Origin of the sequence: Actinomadura roseirufa, assembly GCF_900659635.1 — a bacterium.
Classification (GTDB): Bacteria; Actinomycetota; Actinomycetes; order Streptosporangiales; family Streptosporangiaceae; genus Spirillospora; species Spirillospora roseirufa.
The window spans coordinates 1-19,104 of sequence record NZ_CAACVB010000035.1 but is presented as its reverse complement, the minus strand read 5'-3'; the positions used below and the strand labels follow the sequence as shown (position 1 = coordinate 19,104).

Here is a 19,104-nt window from a genome sequence, read left to right as displayed (position 1 = left end):
CGGACGCGCCCCACGTTTTCGCGACCCCCGCTGACCAGCGGAAAGAGCGTCAGCCGGCATCGGCGCCGCCCGGACGGCCCCTCCCGCGTCTCCGGCGGTTCACCGTGCCCGCCGTCTGTGTCCCAACCTGTGTGCACTGCCTGTGTGCACTGCCTGTGCGCGTTGTTTGTCTCCGCCGTCTGTGTCCGCCGTCGGTGTGCGCCGTCTGTACCCGCCGTCTGTGTCCGCCGTCGGCGTGCGCTGTCTGTGTGCGCTGTCGGTGTGCGAGCGGACCTGGGTCGATGGTGATCAGATTCCGAGCGGCGGACTGCGTTCGTCCCGGTGTTTCATCTTGTGCGCATCGCCGCCGGAGCCGGCGGCCGCCGTGCGGTTCACAATGGCGTCTCCAGGGTTATGCATTCGCGGCGTCGGCTACGCCAACGGCGCCTCCACCGTGATCAAGCTCGGCTCCGTGCTGGGCACCGCGACTTTCACGTACTGCTCCCACATCAAGGAATGTTGGACGACGCCCGCCGACCTCTACGCGACGCTGCTGAACGCCTCTTTCGTGCCCGCCTGGAAGGTGGACGGGCCGCTCAGCGCCCTGGGACACGGCGTCGCTCCGCCCTGCGGGTCTCCCGGCCGCCTTCGTCGCCGTAGAGAACCCGGAACGCGCCACATGATCACACCGATCATTACGGGCAGGCCCGGATGCGGTCATGAAACTGGCCTAATAGCCGAGATTTACCATAATTGAAGTCGGTGTGTAAAGTTGAAGTCAGAGCCAGGGAGTCCTGACCCTCGCGCAAGCCAACCGGGCACCTCGGAGACGTTATCCGTCCACGGTGCGGGTGGAAGTGTGGAAACGCTTCTCCAGCGCGGCAGGTCCCGCGCGGCGGAGCGGGCGCCCGGTACGGCAAAGGACGGGCGAACGAGGCGACGAAGGGAGGTGCGCATGGCAAGGCTCATCAAGCGCGTGTGCGGATCGCACCGCGGACAGATGCCGGGCCGTTACCGGATCTACCGGCTGCGGTGATCTGATCCGGCCGCGCGACGGCGGCGCCGGGCGCACGGTCCCGGCGCCGCCCCCGCCGCGCCCCGGGCCCCGCCGCCGGACCGCGACGATCAGGGATGGCCAATGTTCAAGGGACGGCCAGTGTTTAAGGGACGGCCGGTGTTCAAGGGACGGACGGTGTTCAACGCGGGGGCGGTGTTCGGGCGCCGGTCCCCGGAGCCTCGGATTCCCGGCCCGTCCGGTGGGCTGCTCGGCCGCCACGTGGCCGCCTACGAGGCCGACCCGCCCGGCTTCCTGACCGAGTGCCGGGAGCGTTACGGGGACGTGTTCCGGTTCGACACCGGCGTGGTGGTGGTGACCGATCCCGCCCTCGTCCAGCAGGTGCTCACGCGGACCAACCGCGACTCCGTGCCCAACACCGACACGCTCCGGGGCCGCCGCTTCCCCACCGAGGACCAGACCCGCCAGTGGATGCGGACCCGCCAGGCGGCCCTCCCGGGGATGAGGCCTGCGGCCCTGCCCGAGCGCCTTCCCTCCGTGGCCCACGCCGTGGCCGCCGGGCTCGCGGCGCTGGAGGACGCGCCCTTCGACCCGGCCGAGCGGGCCTGGGAGTTCAGTGTGCGCGCCCTGCTCCCGCTCTACCTGCCCCGGCCCGACCCCGCCTTGCAGGCCGCGCTGCTGGACGCCTTCGCCCAGAGCGGGCGCGCCGCCGCCGCCGGCCGGGTGCCCCGCTGGTGGCCGAGCCGCCTGCGCCGCGAGCTGGACTCCAGTGACCAGCGCCTCCGCGACCGCGTCACGGCCCTGCTGGAGGCGCCGGACGACCGCTCCGTCGCGGGTGAGGGGCCCGTCGCCCTGGTGCAGGCCCTGCGCGACCGGGGGGAGGAGCTGCCCGCCGACGTCGCACAGGCCGCGGTGAGCATGACGGCCCTGGGAGCCCTCGGCACCATGGGCGGGTCATGGTGCTGGCTGCTCTACCAGCTGGCCGCACAGGACGAGGCGCGCGAGCGCATCCGCGCGGAGGTGACCGCCGCCGATTCCAAGGCGCTGTGCACGCATCCGGAGCGCGTCCTGCCGTACACCACGTCGTTCGTCCACGAGGTGCTGCGCGTCCACCCTCCCGCCTGGCTGCTGGGACGCGACACGATCACCCGGACCACGCTGGCGGGGTTCACGATCCCTCCGAAGACCGCGGTCATGGTCAGCCCGTACCTCCTGCATCACGACCCGCGCTGGTGGCGACGGCCGGAGCGGTTCGACCCCGGCCGCTGGTCGTCCGCCGACCGTCCGCACGCGCCGTACGCCTACCTCCCCTTTGGCGCGGGCCCGCGCGGATGCATGGGCGCCCAGCTCGGCCTGAGCATCCTGCTTCTGACCGCGGCGCACCTGTGCACCGGATACACCCCGCATGTCCCGGATCTGGACGGGGTGGGCATCGACTTCGGTCCCACCCTTCTGCCGACGTCCATGACATGTCGCCTGACCCGCGCGGAGCGGTGACCGGACGGGACGTCCACCATGCCGGGGCTCCACGAGTTGAATCCGCCGAAGATGCGCTCGAACTCCTCGCGGCGTCTTGTGCGTCCGGTTCTCGGCGCACATCCGGGCGGCCCTGAGCGGTAATCCTCGCCACGCCTTGCCCGACACCGGAAGGACCGGGGCAAGCGCTATCACCTGGGTCGCAGCCTCGCGATCAACCGCATCATCGTCTTTCCGCCCAAGACATAGTCGTAGGGGCCCGGCATGACTCATCTGAGACGGATCCACCCCAGGGAGGGACGAATTCCGATGCGATTATTCGCCGGGTCAGCATGGCCTCGCGCTCCGCAACCGGGCGAGTCGAGTTGATCTTCGTTGCCGGTCCGGTGGCGCGGCGGGTCCGGGACGACGCGCCACTCGATCGGTATCTCGATCCGCGTGGACGCCCCGCGCCGCGTCCGAAGCGGTATGCGTCACCTCCTGCCGCCGCCGCTGTGCGGTCATTGTTTTCCCTGGTCAGCGACGCGGGATTGGGTGCGAGAGCTTCCGTCTCCGCCGCCGGAAGGGGCATTTTCATGGTGTGAGGAATTGCGTCATGGGCGGCGATTGCCGAAGAAGTTTCCAATGCAAGTGCCTATCGGTGCTTCTGACAGGTACAATCACGCCTTGTTGATCTTGTTTGCGAGGGGGCGTGGACGGGGCATGGACGAACGCGTCGATCACGCACGCCGTAGGCTGGCGGCACTTCGGCGGGCCTGCGGGGAAACGGCCGAGCCGGCGGCCGAGGCCGTGGCCGTCCCCGATCGGGGGATCGCGGTCTCCGCGGACGAACGCATTCGCGTGATCGCGGAAACCCGGCGAGTGACGGAAATCGATCTTGATGGCCGGCTGTTACGCGAAGAACCGGACGAGCTGGCCGCCCGGCTCACCGCCGTCATCAATGCGGCATTGGAACGGGCCCGCCCCCGGACGGAGAACACGCCGGCCGATCCGCCACCGGACATGGACGCCATCCGCCGGGCGCTCGACTCCGTTCTGTCCGAAGGACTGTTAGGAATGTCGCGCGTGACGGGCTCCCTCGGAGAGGCCGTCGCGCAGATCAACCAGCGCGCCACCATGCGCGGCTCATTCGAGCCGCCGGACATCGAAGGGCTGCTCCAGTGGGCCCGCGCCGCCCTTGACGCGGCCAAGGAGACCCCGGCCCGCGCACACTCCGAGGGCCGGTCGCCGGACGGCCGCGTCGCCGCCACGGCGTCCTCGGACGGACGGGTCGTGACACTGGACCTCGTCCCCCGCCCTGATCCTCACCCGGCCCCCCGCCCCGCTTCTCACCCGGCTCCCCGGCTCGGCACCGCCGAGATCGCCGAAGGCGTGCGCGCGGCCGTCAACACCGCCCTCGCCGAAGCGGAGAAGAGCGCCCGCCGGGCCGCCGAGCCCTCGCCGGAGTTCCTGGCGTCCGTCCGCGAGGCGCAGGACACCGGCCTCCGGCTCCTCGACGGCTACGTCGCCTCCCTCCGCGCGCTGATGGACAGCGCCCAACCCAAATAGACCCGTCCCAAAGAGACCCGACCCCTGTAGAGCACCGGCGTCAGGAGATCGCCATGGCACCCGAACTCCGGATCGACCACCAGCAGCTGCTGAAGAACGGCCGTGACCTCGGTACGGCCGCCCGGAACGTGAACGCGCACTGGGAGAAGTTCAGGACCGAGCTCGGCTCGTTCGGCGAGCCGTGGGGCGGCGACGACATCGGCTCGCTCATCGGCGGCTGCTACCAGGCCATTCTCGGGATCTTCGAGGAATGTCTCGGGGACAACGCGGACGGCGTCGCCGAGCACGCGGAGGGCGTCCAGGAGATGGCCCAGGTCTACCGCGAGTCGGAGGACACCTCGCATCTGGAGGTCAACAGGGTCAGGGAGCTCCTCTGATGGGCATGCAGCTGCCGGGTGAACTGGCGTCCCTCCTGTCGATGCTGGGCTACACGTGGCCGGAGGCCGACGAGAGCAAGCTCGTCGACATGGGCCAGGCGTGGCTCGGGTTCGCCGGTACCCTCGGCGAGCCGGTCGGGGAGGCCCACGGCCACGCCCAGCTCGTCGCGACGGCGGGCCGGGCCGAGGGGATCGCCGCCTTCCAGCAGGCGTGGGGCGGCGCCGAGGCGCCGCACGCCAACCTGGAGGACGCCCGCACCGCCGGGCAGCTCATCGGCGCCGGGCTGATGGTGTGCGCGGCCATCGTGCTCGCCCTCAAGATCAACACGATCGTCCAGCTGGCCCTGCTGGCCGCGGAGATCGCCCAGGCGATCGCGACCGCCGTGCCGACCTTCGGCGCCTCGCTGGCCGAGATCCCGATCTTCAAGGAGATCGCGAGCTTGATCATCGACCAGCTCATCTCGATGGCCCTGGAAGCGATCCTCGAAGGGTGACCCGAGGGGCGGTTCAACAGGGCGGCTCAACTGGGCGGCTCAACTGGGCGGCTCAACTGGGCGGCTCAACAGGGTGACACGGCCCGGGAGCGAACGTTCGGCGGCGAGGACGACACAGGAGGCTCGCGGTGGCACGCACCCGGGGCGGCGGTAGGGGCGGCGGCGGTGCGGGGGGCGGGGCCGGTGGCATCATCGGCCGGGCGGCCTCCAGGTTCCTGCGCCGGCCGCGCCATCAGGGGCCGCCGCGCGGCTCGCGGCGCGGCAACCTCGGCGGGGCGGCGCGACCCCGGCCGGACAGCCCGCGCGACGTCCAGAACAGGTGGGGCATCCGGCGCAAGGACCAGAAGAAGTTCCAGGACTACGCCGAGCGCAGGAATCTGCAGATCGACGTCCGTCCGGTCAACCCCGACTCGCTGCGGCACCTCAGGCACGGCAACGCGATCCCCAAGCCCCAGCACGTCAAGTCGAAGACCATCAACAAGTACGACGTGATGCTCAGGCCCGACCTCAAGGGCAAGGAAGGACAGGTGGGCTACTTCAAGCCCGAGCCCCTTCCGAAGACCAAGCCGGACGGGATGTCCGACAAGGACTGGGACGGGCTCAACAACCGCTACCGGCAGCGGTACAAGGAGTACTACGACCAGCGGGGCGCGATGGAGGAGTACGGCCGTAAGGGCAAGCTCCAGGTCGGCGACGACGGCGTCGTCCGGGGCGTCGATCCCAAGGACGGCCAGGTCAAGCCGTTCGCGGGGGACAACGACCTGTACGACATCCGCCATCACCCGAGCGGGGAGCGGCTGACGCCTGAAGAATACGACCGGACGATCCAAGAGATGATGGACAACGACATGGGCGTCAACCACGGCGCGCACAAGTACTGGGTGCCTGAGAACGAGGTCAACCGGGGCATCTACGACACGATCGACTACAACCACTCGCCGGCCAATCCGAGTATGGAGCCCCTGGTGCGGTTCACTCCGCACAGGCCGATGTCTCTGGCCCGCGGAGACGGAGCACCCCTATGAGCGGCCCCCTGGACGCCGGACGGCTCGCCGAGCGCGCCGAACTGCTCGACCTGGGCAACCGGTGGAAGGAGTACGCCGAGCGGCTCGACGACGACTCCGGCGCTGATTCCGGCTCCGAGGCCACCGCGCGGTCGCTCGCCGAGGCCCGGGAACGCCGCAACGAGGCGACGCACCGCTACCGCGAGTGGCTGCCCGAGATCCCCCTCACCCGTGACCCGCACACCGGCGCCGCGCTCCACTGGCCGATGGACCCGGTCGATCTCGACGGCTGGTTCTGGAACTACGAGTCGCCCGTTCGCCGCCGTCCCGCCTCCCTGCCTCCGACGTGGCTCACGCTGACGGGCGCCATGCGGCTCTCCCCGCCCGTGACGTACGCCCCGTTCATGTGCCAGCCCGGTCCCGGCGCGCCGTACGTCGTCCCGCGCATTCTGGAGAGCGCGGACGTCCGCGCCGTCATCTCGCAGGTCATGGTCGGCCGTCACACCGGATGGGCCATCGCCTACTTCGGCCCCCGGCCCGGCGTGAGCCTGGAGAACATGTGGGGCACGCAGCAGTACGACGTCTATGATGGCGCGGGCGAATGGAAGGGCTGGGCCGACACGATCCCCTGGCCTGCGGACTGGGACTTCGACCTGCGCCCCTGGCTCGCCTCGGGCCGCCTGCTGTGGATCGCCCCCGGCGACACCGCCCTCGCGCTGCGGGAGGGGCCGGACTCCTGCCCGTACGTGGGCGTCGAGGGCCCTCACGACCTCGCCTACATCCGGAAGGGCGTCCTCGAATACCACTGACCGGACGCACGGTCAGCGCATCCGTCTCGCCGCGCTCAGAGCCGCCTCCGGAGCCGTGCTCCGGCGCGGCGTCTCACGGCGAGGATGGAACGTTCCCGCGTTCCGCCGGGGACGCCCGGACGGGCACGAACGCATAGGGGACCGGGGAGGCCGGCGCGTGCCGGAGGCGAGTCTGGCCTCTGACGCGCCGGCCCGGGGAGTCCGGCGGCGTTCCGCCGCTACTACGGAACATGCCGTTCTCGGGTGTTCTGCCTCTCGTGCGGGCACCCGGTCCAACGGACGGCCAACGAGATGCACGTGCATCCGGATTTCACCCTCCCGAACGCACGCAATGAGCATCCCGGATTGGATCCCCGCGCGTCACTCATTTCGTGCCACCTGACACAACTTAACAAGATAGAACACCAGGGATCTTGTACGTCCATGCAGGTCAGTGGCTGTTTCACGTTTAGCTTGGTGTAGTGAGTCCGCATCGTCCGGATATGCCCCAATAGGGGGGTTGGAAGATGCATGCTGATCGGTAGTTGCGGGGACTATGCTCCCGTCCTGAAGCGGATCATTACCCAGGGTTAACCCGTTGGTCGCTACCCACCGGGTCCGCCTTTACTTTGACACCCGGTCCAACGAGCAGGCACAGAACGAGCACGGACAAGGAGATGTCTATGCGTTCACTCCTCCCGGCGAGCACGGCCCCGGCCCGGCCGGCCGGCCGCGCCCCGCACGATCCCCGTCTCTCGGGGGACCCGCACGCCGGGTGCCGCCCGCGGGCGGTGGGGGGCCGGTGACCGGCGCCGACCCGCGACACCGACACCCTGATGAGCCCCTTGAGGCGGGCACCGGACAAGAAGACCTTCCGCGACGTTGAAGGGTTCCTGGAGGACGTCCATCCGAACGAGAGCCCGCAGAAGAGGCTGCACGGCCTCATCATCGGCGTCTACTTCACCGCGCTGTTCGCGGGACGCGGCGCCCGCGGCGGGGTCATCGCCAAGGCCACCCAGGAAGGCGTCCCGGAGGGAAAGGTGCACCGGATCTTGCAGGGCAGGTTCTCCGGCATCACCTGGAGGGACTTGGACGCCGTGCTGCGCGCCTGTGGCGCGTCCAAGACCGATGTGCGGGTCGCTCAGGACCTGTTCGACCGAATCCAGGCGGCCGGTGGTCCCGCCGGTACGGCATCGCCTTCCGGCACGGCGGCACCCTCGGACACGGCGCCGCCCTCCGGTACTGCGCTGCCTTCCGATGCGGCGCAGCCTTCCGACGCGGCACAGCCTTCCGATGCGGCGCCGCCTTCCGGCACGGGCCCGCCTTCCGAGATGGCGCTGCCTTCCGGTATGGCACTGCCTTCCGGTATGGCACTGCCTTCCGGTATGGCGCCGCCTTCCGACGCGGCGACGTTCTCCGATAGGGCATCGCTTTCCGGTACGGCACCGCATCCGGATACGGCACAGCATCCAGATGCGGCGCCGCCTTCCGATGGCGCACCACCGTCCGGCCGGGAGACCGGCCCGCCGACGTTCCCGGGCGACGACTGGACGCCGCGCCGGCCCGCGCCCCGGGGTGAGCGCCGACCGCGCACGACCGCGGCGTCCCCTCCGGCGTGGGCGTTATGGTCGCCGGAGGGGCAGGCGGGTGACGCGGGCCCGTCACCGCCGCCCGCTCGCACCGCCGGCGAACGGGACGGGGAGCCGCAGGCCGAGCCGGGAGATCTGCCCGGCGGTGACGGCATGGACCGGGAGACGGGTACCGAGATCCGCGCCGGCGAGCCCCCGCGTCCGCACGAAGAGCAGGGTGGGCCCTGGGTCCGGCCACCCGACCCGGCCACGGCCACCGACCACGTCGAGTTCGTCACCCAGATGAAGGCGTTCCGTGTCTACAAGGGCGAGCGGCCGTTGCGGGACATGGCCAAGGTCTGCGCCAGGCACCCGCGCGTGGACCGTCCCTACTCCTATGCCTCCTTCTCCACGATCGGAAGCAACGGCAAACTGCCCAAGCGCGAGCTGGTGTGCGCATATATCGCCGGGTGCGGTGGCACCGATGCCGAGATCGAGCAGTGGGTCCAAGCCCACACCAGGCTCTGCCTTGCCGATCCCGGACTAACAGAACCCGGCCCCTGACCTGCACCGGCCTGATCTCGCACCCACCTGACCCGCAGGCGAATAATGCGGCCAAAAGAGTCGGACCACGCTTGCGGCGGACATTTCCACGAGGGCCCGCGTCATCCCGCGATGATGCCTGGTCAGAAGCGGACAGTGAACGACGAGTACCCTTCATGCCGCCACCCGGCGACGCCGGGTGGCGGCATGGGGTACGGGAACACGAGTCGGGCCTCTCGCCCCGCAAGGCGCCGTCCCGCCACTTCTCGTGCCCGGCTCTGATGGAGTGGTCGTGGTCAGCGGCCCAGCCGGGGGCGGAAAGACCGCGTTGGCGCCGCACGCCGCGTCTATGTCGGGTCAGGGGCGGCGGCCCCAGGTCTGGGCGACGGTGGCGGGGTCGGTGAAGGTGGTGCCGCGGGCCAGGGAAAGGGCCGTGAGCAGGTCGGACAGGCAGTAGGACTCGGCGCTGTTGGTCCAGTGGGCGCGCCAGTCGGAGGACGTGCAGTCCCACTGCTGGCCCTGGTTGGCCGTCGCGATGCGCCGGCCGCGCAGGAACTTGTAGCCCTGGACCGTCTGCCACTCGTCGGCGCCGCCGGCGAGGGCCGCCGCGAGCCGTTCGGGGGACGTGTAGACGCCGATGGACGAGTCGGAGGTCGGTACCCACGTGCTACAGGTGAGCGTGGGGTCGTTGCAGCGGCCAGACGGCCAGCTCCAGGTGCTCTGGAAGTAGGGCGCGGCGGTGGTGGCGGAGGTGTTGCGCCCGAAGCCGTACTGGCGGCCGTAGGCGAAGCAACTGGACACGACCTGCTGGGTGAGCGCGCTGTACTTGTTGTTGGGGTAGGCGAACAGGCCCCACGCGCGGTCGTGGCCGTGCGACCGCAGCGCGGTGAGCGACCCGCACGACTCGGTCTTCTGCTGGTCGGGCGTGAGCGCGGTCATGTCCGCGTAGGTCGCGCCGTGGCTGATGAAGGACCACCCGGACGTGTCGCGGAGTTTCGCCAGGTCGGCCCAGGTAGCGTAGTCGGTGAAGTTAGCGACGCACTGCCGGGTGGAGTCGCCGGTGCGGTCCACGACCACCGTGCCGGTGGCCCGCACTCCGCGTTTGCCCAGCTCCGAGGCCAGCTCGCCGAGCGGAACGGCGCCCCGCAGCGGCGCGCACCGCTGGTCGACCGCCTGCCACTGCGAGCGGCTCAGCAGCAGGGTGGCCAGGCCCGTCCCGCCGGGGCGGTGGCCGAACCGCACGCTCGGCCGGGCGGTCTCACCGGCGACGTTGCCCGCCGCGTCGAACGCCTCGACGTGCGCGAGGTAGCGCCCGCCGGCCTGCGGGGGCGTCCAGTCGTAGGTCCAGGTCGCGGACGGGGTGCCCAGGCCGGTGGTCACCGGGGCGATGCGCTTGTAGGCGCCCCAGCCCCCTCCCGGCTGCCACCACTGGCCGGTGTCGCGGTTCTGGATCGCGAGGTGGACGGCCGTGACGGCGACGTCGTCGGCGGCGCTGCCGCTGACGCGGATCGGGCCCGCCGTCAGCGTCCGGTCGGCCGTGGGCGCGGTGAACGCGGCGGACGGGCGGACGGTGTCGGCGGGGGCCGCGGTGGCCGAGAAGCGCAGGTACGGCAGCGTGGCGTCGGCCCGCTGGGCGGCGTCGATCGCGGTCACCTGGAGCCCGTAGTCGCCCGCGGCGGGCGGGGTCCAGCGGAAGGCCCAGCCGGCGGAGGTGTAGACGCGCCTGCCGTCGGCGACCGTCCAGGCCGCCGTCCCCGACGGTCCCGTGATGGCGGCCGGGTACCGGGCGAACGCGCCCCAGGTGCCGTCGGCGTGCCACCACAGCTTGGTGGCGCGGTTCTGGACGGCGACCTGCACGTCCGCGACGCCCCGTGCGTCGGTGGCGGTGCCCGTCCAGGTGACCGCGCGGCGCGCCGGGTGGGAGCGGTCCTGGGCGCCGGTGACCGTGCCGTCCGGGGCGTTGCCGTCGGCGCCGAACGGGCGGTCGGCCGGGGTCGCGTCGGTGGTGCCGCCGCCGTCGGCGGCCACCGCCTGGAACGCGTAGTCGCCGTCGGCGGGCGGGGTCCAGCCGAACGTCCAGGCGACCGTCCGGCCGTCGGGGGCGGTGCCGCCGAGGGCCGCCGGGTGCCGCTGGTAGGCCCCCCAGGTGCCGTCGGCGCGCCACCACAGCCTGGTCGCGCGGTTCTGGACGGCGACGCCGACCGACGCCACGCGCCCGCCGGCGGTCGCCAGGCCGCGCGCGGTCAGCGGCGTGCCCGCCCGGACGATCGAGCCGGCGCCCGGGGCGGCGACGGCGGTGTCCGGGGCGGTGCCCGAGGCGAGGGTCAGCATCGTGAACGGCGTGTACGGCGGGGTGGCGTCGGTGACCGCGCCGCCGCGGGCGAACGCCTGCACCAGGTAGTCGCCGGCCTCCGGCGCGGTCCAGGTGAACGACCAGGAGCCCGCGGAGAGCGCGGCCGTGAAGCGCTGCTGCTCGCCCCACGTCCCGTCGGCGTGCCACCACAGTTTGCTGTCGCGGTCCTGCACGGCGACCTGCACCGAGTCGGCGTCGGTGGCCTGGCCGCGGAAGACCGTCGGCCCGGTGCGCAGCAGCGCGCCGCCGGCCGGTGCGGTGATCGTCGAGTCGGGGGCCGCCGCCGCGGCCGGGGACGTCGCGGGGACGGCGATGACGCCGGCGCCCGCCGTGCCGAGCGCGGCCAGAAGGTGCCAGGGCCTCACTGCGCCTCCCCGTCACGGTTCAGGCGCCGCCGGACGAACCCGGAGATGGGCGCCGGCACGAACAGCAGGGCCATGAACACGAGCACCGTGATGTACAGCCCCCAGGGGGAGCCCGCCGACTTGACGGCGTTGGCCACGTTGGTCGCCGCGGACGCGGCCTGAGTCGGGCTCACCGCCCCGTTCCCCGTGCCGCCCGCGACGCCGCCGGGGCCCGCGACCCCGCCCGGGCCGCCCTGCCCGGCGCCCGGTCCGCCGGTGCCCCCGGGGCCCGCGCCCTGGCCGGCGCCGCCGCCACCGTTACCGGCGCCGCCGCCGTTACCGCCGTTCGCGCCGTTGTTGCCGTTGCGGGGAAGGTTGGTGGCGCGCTTGCCCGAGTCGCCGCACGTGCTGCCGTCCGGGAGCTTGAGGCTCTCGTAGAACTGCCCCCACTGGGCCGGGTTTCCGGGAATCCCCGGGTGGCCGGGGACCTGGCCGAGCGCGCTGAGCCCCTGGGAGATCAGGTTGGTGGGCAGCGGGGAGTAGCCGAGGTCGGCGGCCTTGCGCTGCCCGTCGGTGATCGAGTAGAGGACGAAGCGGCTCATCGCCTCGCCCTTCTGCGGGTCCGAGCCGCTCGTCGGCACGATCACGTAGTTGTAGCTGGAGATCGGGTACGCCTTCGGGTGCGGGTGCGTGTAGACGCGCTGGAGGTTGTAGGTGCCGTCACTGTTGCGGTCCGCGCGGGTCAGGGCGATCGCCTGGTGGCACGGCTCGGGGAGCACGTAGTTGCCCGCGGCGTTGCGCACGCGCGAGACGGAGATCCCCCGCTGCAGGGCGTAGGCGTACTCGGCGTACCCGATGGTCCCCGCGTAGCGCTGGACGTGGTTGGCGACGCCGTCCGAGCCCTCCTTGTAGTCCAGGTTGTTCCGCGTGGTGGGCCACTCGTCGGTGGCCGCGCAGATCTTGCCGGTGCAGTCGTCCGCCTTCGGGGCGACCTCCATGTAGCCGCGCCAGCGCCCCGGGTCCTGGGTGTTGAGGTACTCGGTGAACACCGAGGTCGTCCCGGACCCGCCCTTGCGGACGACCGGGCGGACGATGGTGTGCGGGAGACGCCCGCGCAGCTGCGGGTTCTCCGCCGCGATCCTGGCGTCGTCCCAGTAGATCGCACCGTAGTGCGGCTGCGTGAAGAGCCACGTGATGAGCGGGCCCGACAGCTGCAGGTCGTTGATCGGGCGGTTGGCCGAGTCCTTGAGGTTGTAGAGGACGGCGGTGCCGCCCGCGACGAGCGGGAGGTAGGTGTAGGAGAAGTTCGGCCTGGGCTCGTTGCCCAGCCCGGCGGGGAAGCCGAAGGACACGTCGCTGGAGGCGAAGTCGACCTGCTTCTCGGCGAAGTACGCGCGGCCCGCCGTGGAGCCGTTGCCCTGGTAGTTGATCCGCAGGCCCATCTGCCGGGACACGTCGGCGGTCCACTGCTGGATGGCGATCTGGGCGAACGTCGACCCGGCGCCGTTGACCGCCGGGAGCGCCGCGGCGGCGGCCGTCGACGGCGGCGCCAGCGGGCCGAGGGCGCAGACCAGCCCTGCCGCGGCGATGGCGCGCAGGCCGCCCCTCGGGCTCCTGGCGCCGGGGAGTCCTGTCCTCATGGCGTGCTTTCCTCTTTCCGGTGCGGGTCGGCGGTCGCGGGGCCGCTCAGCCGAAGCGGCCGTGGACGTAGTCGGAGGTCCGGGAGTCCTTGGGCGACTCGAAGATCGTGGTGGTGGGCCCGGACTCGACGATGCGGCCCGGCTCGTTCTCGGCGGCGAGGAAGAACGCGCAGCGCTGGGAGACGCGCTGGGCCTGCTGCATGTTGTGCGTGACGATGACGATCGTCACCTGGCCCCGGAGCTCGTCGATCGTCTCCTCGATGCGCCGCGTCGAGGTCGGGTCGAGCGCGGAGCACGGCTCGTCCATCAGCAGCACGTCGGGACGCACGGTCAGCGACCTCGCGATGCACAGCCGCTGCTGCTGCCCGCCCGACAGGCCGCCCGCGGCGTCGCGCAGCCGGCCCTTCACCTCGTTCCACAGCCCGGCCCGGCGCAGGCTCTCCTCGATGAGCTCGGACCGGTTGGCGGCCTTCGTCCCGGTCAGCTTCAGCCCGGCCGCCACGTTGTCGGCGATGCTCATTGCCGGGAACGGGTTGGGCTTCTGGAAGACCATCCCGATATGGCGGCGGACCTGGGTGACGCGGAGCGTCCGGCCGTAGATGTCCTCCCCGTCGAGCAGCACCGATCCGGCCAGCGACGCGGTCGGGACGAGCTCGTGCATCCGGTTGAGGATGCGCAGGAAGGTGGACTTGCCGCAGCCGGACGGGCCGATGAGCGCGGTCACCTGGCCGGCGTCCATGTCCAGGTCGACTCCCTCCAGCACCTTGTTCGAGCCGAACCAGGCACTGACCTGGGTGGCGGTGAGGGTGCCGCCGCCGGGCGCGGCCGGGCCGGGCTGCCCTGTGGCGGTATGCGCTGTGCCGGGCTGTTCCGGTGGCAGGGGCGGCCCCGGGGGGAGCGGACGGGTGGAGGCGGGATCGGTGTTGTTCATGAAGGGCCTGCCTTCGTCGTTGGTCCCGTGTCCGGGGGCGTGGGGCCGGGGGCGGGGGTCGTGGGGCCGGCGCCCGCCCGCGGTACCCGGCGCGAGTGCGCAGGGGTCCGGGACGGGCGGCGGCGCTTCTTGCCCGGACGGGAGCCGCCGATGAGCCGGGCGAGCATGAAGAGGATGAGGACGAGCGTCAGCAGGACCAGCGCGCCCGCCCAGGCCCGCTGCACCTGCGTGTTCTGGGAACTGCGGATCTGGGTGAAGACGAACAGGGGCAGGTCGTCCTGGATCCCGGAGAACGGGTTGGTGTTGGTCGTCGTCGTCCCGAACGCGGTGAGCAGCATGGGCGCGGTCTCGCCCACGACGCGCGCCATGCCGAGGATCACGGCCGTGGACAGCCCGGCCCGCGCGGTCGGCAGGACGACGCTCAGCACCGTCCGCCAGTGCGGGGCGCCGAGGGCGAGGGACGCCTCGCGCAGCCCGCCCGGCACCACCCGGAGCACCTGCTCGGCCGCGATCGTCACCGTGGGCAGCATCAGGACGGCCAGCGCGAGGCTTCCGGCGAACCCGGAGAACCCCCAGTGGAACTGGAGGATCAGCAGCGAGTAGATGAACAGGCCCGCGACGATCGACGGCAGCGCGGTCATGGCGTCGGTGACCAGCCGGGTGGGCTTGGTCAGCCGGCCCTTGACCTCGCTCAGGTAGATCGCGGTCAGGACCCCCAGCGGCACCGAGATCATCGTGGCGATCGCGAGCTGCTCCAGCGTGCCGATGATCGAGTGCACCGCGCCGCCCTCGGTGGCGGCCGACAGCGGCCCGGTGACCGACAGGTTGTCGGTGAAGAACCCGGGCCGGATCACCTTCGCGCCCTTGATCACGACGTAGCCGATGACGGCGACGATCGGGGTGAACGCCGCCAGCGCCGCGGTGGCGATGACGACGCCCATGATCCGGTCGGTGGCGACGACGCGTCCGTGACCGTCCCAGGCGACCAGCGCGTAGGTGAGCAGGAACAGCGCGTACCAGCTGAGCCCGATCCCGACGACGTGCACGCTGAAGGGGAGCAGCCGCGCGTAGACGAACCAGACCAGGGCGCCGGAGGCCGCCACGGCGCCGGCGACCTCCGCGACGTCGCCGGGCCGCAGGGTCCGCGGCCGGTGCCGGGGTGGCGCGAGGGCCCGCAGGGGCCGAGGGGGGAGCCCGGCCTGGACGGTGCGCTGCGCGCTCACGCGTCCACCCCCGCGCCGGAACGTGAGCGGCTCACCACGAAGGCGGCCAGCAGGTTGATGGCGAAGGTCACGACGAACAGCGCGAGCCCGGCGGCCATGAGGGCGCTGAGGCCCATCTTCTGGGCGTCCTTGAACTGCACGGCGAGCGCGCTCGCGACGGTGATCCCGCCGTTCTCCAGCACCCGCGGCTTGATCTCGAACGTGAGGCTGAGGACGAGCGTCGCGGCGAGCGTCTCGCCCAGCGCGCGGCCGAGGCCGAGCATCGTGCCGCCGATGATCCCGCCGCGCCCGAACGGGAGCACGACCGTGCGGATCATGCCCCAGCGGGTCGCGCCCAGCGCGAGCGCGCCCTCGCACTCGTGCCGCGGCACCTGGGACAGCACCTCGCGGATGATCGAGGTGGCGATCGGGATGGTCATCAGCGAGACCACCAGCCCGGCGTTGGACAGCGACGCCCCGATCGCCGCCGCCTTCATGAACGGCAGCCAGCCGAACCGGTCCACCGCCCACTGCTCCAGCGGGAGGAGGAAGGGCACGAGGACGAACAGCCCCCACATCGCGAAGATCAGGCTGGGGATCGCCGCCATCAGGTCGATGAGCGAGGTCAGCGGGCGGCGCAGCCGGCGCGGCGCGTACTCGTTGATGAAGACCGCGGTCGACACCGAGACCGGGAAGGTCACCGCCATCGCGACCGTGGCGCTGATGAGCGTGCCGAACATCATCGCGGCGACGCCGAAGCGCGGCTTCTCCGCGTCGGGGCTCCACTCCTTGGTCGTGATGAACGACCAGCCCGCCTCCCGCAGCGCCGGCATCGCCTTGATCAGGAGGAACAGGCCGATCAGCACGATGAGCACGAGGGTCGCCCCGGCGCCGGCGGTCGCGAGCGTGCGGTAGACGCGGTCGCCGGCGGTGAGCCGCGACTCGATCCGGCGCCGGGCGGGCTCCGCCTCGGCGACGGCCGTCACCGTGTCGCCGGACACCGTGCCACCCATGTCCGCGCCGCAGGGCACTGCGCCGCTCGACTCCGCGTCATGCCGTCCACCTGGGCGTCTCCTCCGTGTCCGTGGTCCGCGCCCCCTTGCGGGCGGGCTGCGCCACAGTGTCCGAGGGCGTGACTGACCGCGGCGGTACGCGCAGGTGAACGACGTCCTAAGGCGGAACGGCGCGCGATCCGGCCCATTTACAGGGGCTTTCCGCTCGGCGTTTCCTGGGTCTGCCGCCGCGGGTCTCAGCGCGCGGCGTGCCGCCGTGTGGTGCGAGGTGCTCGTCCCGGCGGCGGGGCTCGGCTCGGTGAGGGAGTGCAATGTTCGGACGGATGTGCCGGATCACGCTCGCGGTCGGTGTTGCGGCGATGCCGTCACTGGTCGCGATGCCGGCGTTGGCGGAGGGCGCCCCCGCGGAGCCCACGGTCGAGGTGTGGTCGACCGGGGCCGGCGCCCGGCGGCTGGACGGCCAGCCCGACGCGGCCAGGGAGGCGGTGCGGGTCGGCGGCGACCAGGCCGTCGAGGTGCGCTGGAAGGGCTTCAAGCCGGGCTCCCAGGTCGTCATCACCCAGTGCATGTCGGCGTTCCAGGTCAAGAACGTCCACAACACCGAGATCTGGACTCCACCCTGGGACTGTGCCCACCAGACCCGGTTCATCGGCACGACGGGCGCGGACGGCACCGGCACGTCCAGCTACTCGCTCAAGTCGGGACGGTTCGCCTCGGTCGTCCTGTCCAAGGACGACGTCACCGAGACCAAGAACGACAAGTTCGAGTGCAACAGCCGGGTGTTCTCCGGCAAGGCCGAGTACAGCTGCTCGGTCGTGGTGAGCGAGTGCGAGTGGGACCAGCCGGTCGCCATGGCGAAGCCGGCGGGCGGGTCGTGGACGCTCGTCCCTAGGAAGCCGCCGGCCGGGAGCAGCGACCCGGCCGTGGGCGCCGCGAGCGGCGGGCTGTTCTTCAAGCCGGCGTCCGACGGCAAGCCGGACGTCCACGAGATCCCCGCGCCCAAGCCGCGCAAGTTCCCGAACCCGCCGGAGGCTCAGCCCCTCCCGCCGATCAAGGGTCAGCCGGTCGGCGCGCCGATCGCCGGCGCGGGCTCGGTCAACACCGCGGTGCTGCTGGACGGCTGGCTCGCCGACGTGCGGCGGCTGGCCCAGCCGAGCGACGTCGACTACACCCGCGGTACGTCCGTCTTCGGGGCGGCCCGGCTGAAGGCGGGCTTCCAGAGCGGTTTCACCTCCGGCGCGGACTTCGCGGTCACCGGCATGCCGTTCACGCAGGCGGAGGCCGGCGGGAACGTGGTGTACGCCCCGGTCAGCCTCACCGGACTCGCCGTGGCGAACTCGGCGGAGTACGGCGGCCTCGGGCTGAACCAGGCGCGCATGTCGCCCGACACCCTGGCGTTCATGCTCGCCGACGGCGACGGCGTCACCTCGGGGTGGTGGGGCGACTCCAGCATGAACAGCCCGACCATGGCCGACAACCGCGGCTGCGGGCTGCCCGCGCTGCCCGCGGGCCCGATCCTGCGCAGCGGCCAGTCCGCGCAGAACCTGGTGCTCTCCTCGTGGTTCGGCGCCACGCTGTCCAAGAGCCGGTTCGGCACGTTCTTCGTGTCCGAGCCGGGCAGCTCGGAGCTGCTGGTCAAGCGCGCCTCGGACATCCGGGGCGCGGAGAACGGCTCGCAGACCGCGTATCTGATCGGGACGAACTACGGCAAGGCCGTGGACCCCGACCCCGACGACGACTTCATCCCGCCGAAGGCGCTGGAGGAGCGGCAGAAGCGGGGCTACCTCGGCTACACCGACGTCACCGAGATCCTCGCGCAGCGGCAGCGCGGCGTGGCACTGCCGATGTCCCCGCTGAAGAACGCCGCCGGCAACTACGTCCTGCCGACCAAGGAGTCGATCCTCGAGGCGTACTCGACGATGCGGCACAACGCCGACGGGACGCTCACGGCGACCTTCGACAAGGCCGACAAGACCGGCGCCTACCCGCTGCCGATGGTCCAGTACGTCGCCGTGCCGCGGACGAGCGCCCAGGGCGCCAACCCGCTGCCGATCGCCAAGCGCAAGACCCTCGCCGCGTTCATCGAGTACGCGGTGAGCGACGACGCGCAGAAGAAGGCCGAGGAGCTCGGCGGCGCGCAGCTCCCGGCCGAGCTCCGCAAGCAGGCCCGTGACGTGGCCGCGATGCTGAAGCGGGCGGACCCGCCGAAGAAGGGCGGCGGCTCGTCGCCCTCGAACGGCCGGCCCGGCTCGGGCGGCTCCAACGGCGGCTCCGGCGGGGGCGGCGGGACGATCGCCGACCCGGGCGGGACGGGCGGCACCGGCGGCGCGACGACCCCGAGCGGCACGCTGCCGACCCCCGGCGCGACGACGCCCGGCGCCGCCGCCGCGCCCTCGCTCAAGCCGGTCGCCAACGAGGGCTCGGTGCGCGGCGGGAAGATCCCGGCCGCCAGCACGATCGTGCCGATCGTCCTGATCCTGGTCCTCGGCGCGGGGGCGCTGTCGGCCGGCGGCGGATGGCGCGGTTACCTGCTCTGGCAGAGCCGGATGCGCCGCCGGGCCCCACGGGCATGAAGGCATCGTGGACGCCGCCGCTCGCCGAGCCGTACGCGCCGCCGCCGTCCGGCCCTGAGCCCCGCCCGCCGGCCCCGCCCGGCCGTCCGGAGGGAGCGGCCATGACCCCGGCCGACGAGGCCGAACGCGCCGTCGGAGAGTTCGAGAACCGGGTGGCGGTGCTGGCGGCGGGCGCGGCGGGAGCCGACCGCGCCCAGGTGATGGTGGTCGCCGGACGGGCCTCGGCGCTGCTCGGCGTCGCCGACGCCGCGGTGCC

At 72.0% G+C, this 19,104-nt stretch carries 14 protein-coding genes; 9 read left to right on the top strand and 5 right to left on the bottom strand.

Annotated features, from left to right (window positions below; translation table 11 throughout):
* Positions 1-220: 220 nt before the first annotated feature.
* The 8 genes from E1291_RS10750 to E1291_RS10715 all read left to right on the top strand — a co-directional run bounded on the left by E1291_RS10750 (position 221) and on the right by E1291_RS10715 (position 8,813).
* Complete coding sequence (locus tag E1291_RS10750) at positions 221-736, top strand: hypothetical protein (protein ID WP_131737607.1); 516 nt, start codon at positions 221-223, stop codon at positions 734-736.
* A 417-nt stretch (positions 737-1,153) separates the two neighbouring features.
* Positions 1,154-2,491 (top strand): cytochrome P450, encoded by a 1,338-nt coding sequence (locus E1291_RS10745; RefSeq protein ID WP_165495060.1) that lies wholly within the window; start codon positions 1,154-1,156, stop codon positions 2,489-2,491.
* Positions 2,492-3,331: 840 nt separating this feature from the next.
* Positions 3,332-4,018, top strand: coding sequence for a serine/threonine-protein kinase (locus tag E1291_RS10740; protein WP_131737605.1), 687 nt, complete (start codon positions 3,332-3,334; stop codon positions 4,016-4,018).
* Between the two features lie 53 nt (positions 4,019-4,071).
* Entirely contained in the window at positions 4,072-4,395 is a 324-nt protein-coding gene (locus E1291_RS10735; RefSeq protein WP_131737604.1) for a hypothetical protein, read from the top strand.
* A complete protein-coding gene (locus E1291_RS10730; protein ID WP_131737603.1) occupies positions 4,395-4,889 on the top strand; it encodes a WXG100-like domain-containing protein in 495 nt (164 codons plus the stop codon). Before E1291_RS10735 ends, E1291_RS10730 begins: the two co-directional genes overlap by 1 nt.
* Before the next feature lie 128 nt (positions 4,890-5,017).
* The gene (locus tag E1291_RS10725) at positions 5,018-5,914 is read left to right on the top strand and encodes a hypothetical protein (protein ID WP_131737602.1); all 897 of its coding nucleotides are present in this window, start codon (positions 5,018-5,020) and stop codon (positions 5,912-5,914) included.
* Positions 5,911-6,702, top strand: a complete 792-nt coding sequence (locus tag E1291_RS10720; protein WP_131737601.1) for a hypothetical protein — start codon at positions 5,911-5,913, stop codon at positions 6,700-6,702. The genes E1291_RS10725 and E1291_RS10720 overlap by 4 nt, the downstream gene beginning before the upstream one ends.
* An 824-nt stretch (positions 6,703-7,526) precedes the next feature.
* Entirely contained in the window at positions 7,527-8,813 is a 1,287-nt protein-coding gene (locus E1291_RS10715) for a transcriptional regulator (protein WP_131737600.1), read from the top strand.
* Between the two features lie 336 nt (positions 8,814-9,149).
* Here the strand turns inward: E1291_RS10715 and E1291_RS10710 are convergent, their stop codons facing one another.
* From E1291_RS10710 to pstC, 5 genes are read right to left on the bottom strand one after another with little or no spacing between them, the layout of a single operon-like run.
* Positions 9,150-11,510: an Ig-like domain-containing protein gene (locus tag E1291_RS10710; RefSeq protein ID WP_131737599.1), complete on the bottom strand. Its 2,361-nt coding sequence runs from the start codon at positions 11,508-11,510 to the stop codon at positions 9,150-9,152.
* Positions 11,507-13,129, bottom strand: coding sequence for a phosphate ABC transporter substrate-binding protein PstS (pstS, locus tag E1291_RS10705; RefSeq protein ID WP_131737598.1), 1,623 nt, complete (start codon positions 13,127-13,129; stop codon positions 11,507-11,509). Before pstS ends, E1291_RS10710 begins: the two co-directional genes overlap by 4 nt.
* A gap of 46 nt (positions 13,130-13,175) precedes the next feature.
* Complete coding sequence (locus tag E1291_RS10700) at positions 13,176-14,060, bottom strand: phosphate ABC transporter ATP-binding protein (RefSeq protein ID WP_131737597.1); 885 nt, start codon at positions 14,058-14,060, stop codon at positions 13,176-13,178.
* Complete coding sequence (pstA, locus tag E1291_RS10695; RefSeq protein WP_131737596.1) at positions 14,057-15,283, bottom strand: phosphate ABC transporter permease PstA; 1,227 nt, start codon at positions 15,281-15,283, stop codon at positions 14,057-14,059. Before pstA ends, E1291_RS10700 begins: the two co-directional genes overlap by 4 nt.
* Entirely contained in the window at positions 15,280-16,275 is a 996-nt protein-coding gene (pstC, locus tag E1291_RS10690) for a phosphate ABC transporter permease subunit PstC (RefSeq protein ID WP_131737595.1), read from the bottom strand. Before pstC ends, pstA begins: the two co-directional genes overlap by 4 nt.
* A gap of 311 nt (positions 16,276-16,586) precedes the next feature.
* Between pstC and E1291_RS10685 the strand changes: the two genes are divergently transcribed.
* Entirely contained in the window at positions 16,587-18,848 is a 2,262-nt protein-coding gene (locus E1291_RS10685; RefSeq protein ID WP_131737594.1) for a substrate-binding domain-containing protein, read from the top strand.
* Positions 18,849-19,104: the final 256 nt, after the last annotated feature.

Coding starts and splice junctions, on each gene's coding strand:
- pstC (WP_131737595.1), bottom strand. CDS start 16,275: ATGGGTGGCACGGTGTCCGGCGACACGGTGACGGCCGTCGCCGAGGCG.
- pstS (WP_131737598.1), bottom strand. CDS start 13,129: ATGAGGACAGGACTCCCCGGCGCCAGGAGCCCGAGGGGCGGCCTGCGC.
- E1291_RS10735 (WP_131737604.1), top strand. CDS start 4,072: ATGGCACCCGAACTCCGGATCGACCACCAGCAGCTGCTGAAGAACGGC.
- E1291_RS10685 (WP_131737594.1), top strand. CDS start 16,587: ATGTTCGGACGGATGTGCCGGATCACGCTCGCGGTCGGTGTTGCGGCG.
- E1291_RS10700 (WP_131737597.1), bottom strand. CDS start 14,060: ATGAACAACACCGATCCCGCCTCCACCCGTCCGCTCCCCCCGGGGCCG.
- E1291_RS10730 (WP_131737603.1), top strand. CDS start 4,395: ATGGGCATGCAGCTGCCGGGTGAACTGGCGTCCCTCCTGTCGATGCTG.
- E1291_RS10720 (WP_131737601.1), top strand. CDS start 5,911: ATGAGCGGCCCCCTGGACGCCGGACGGCTCGCCGAGCGCGCCGAACTG.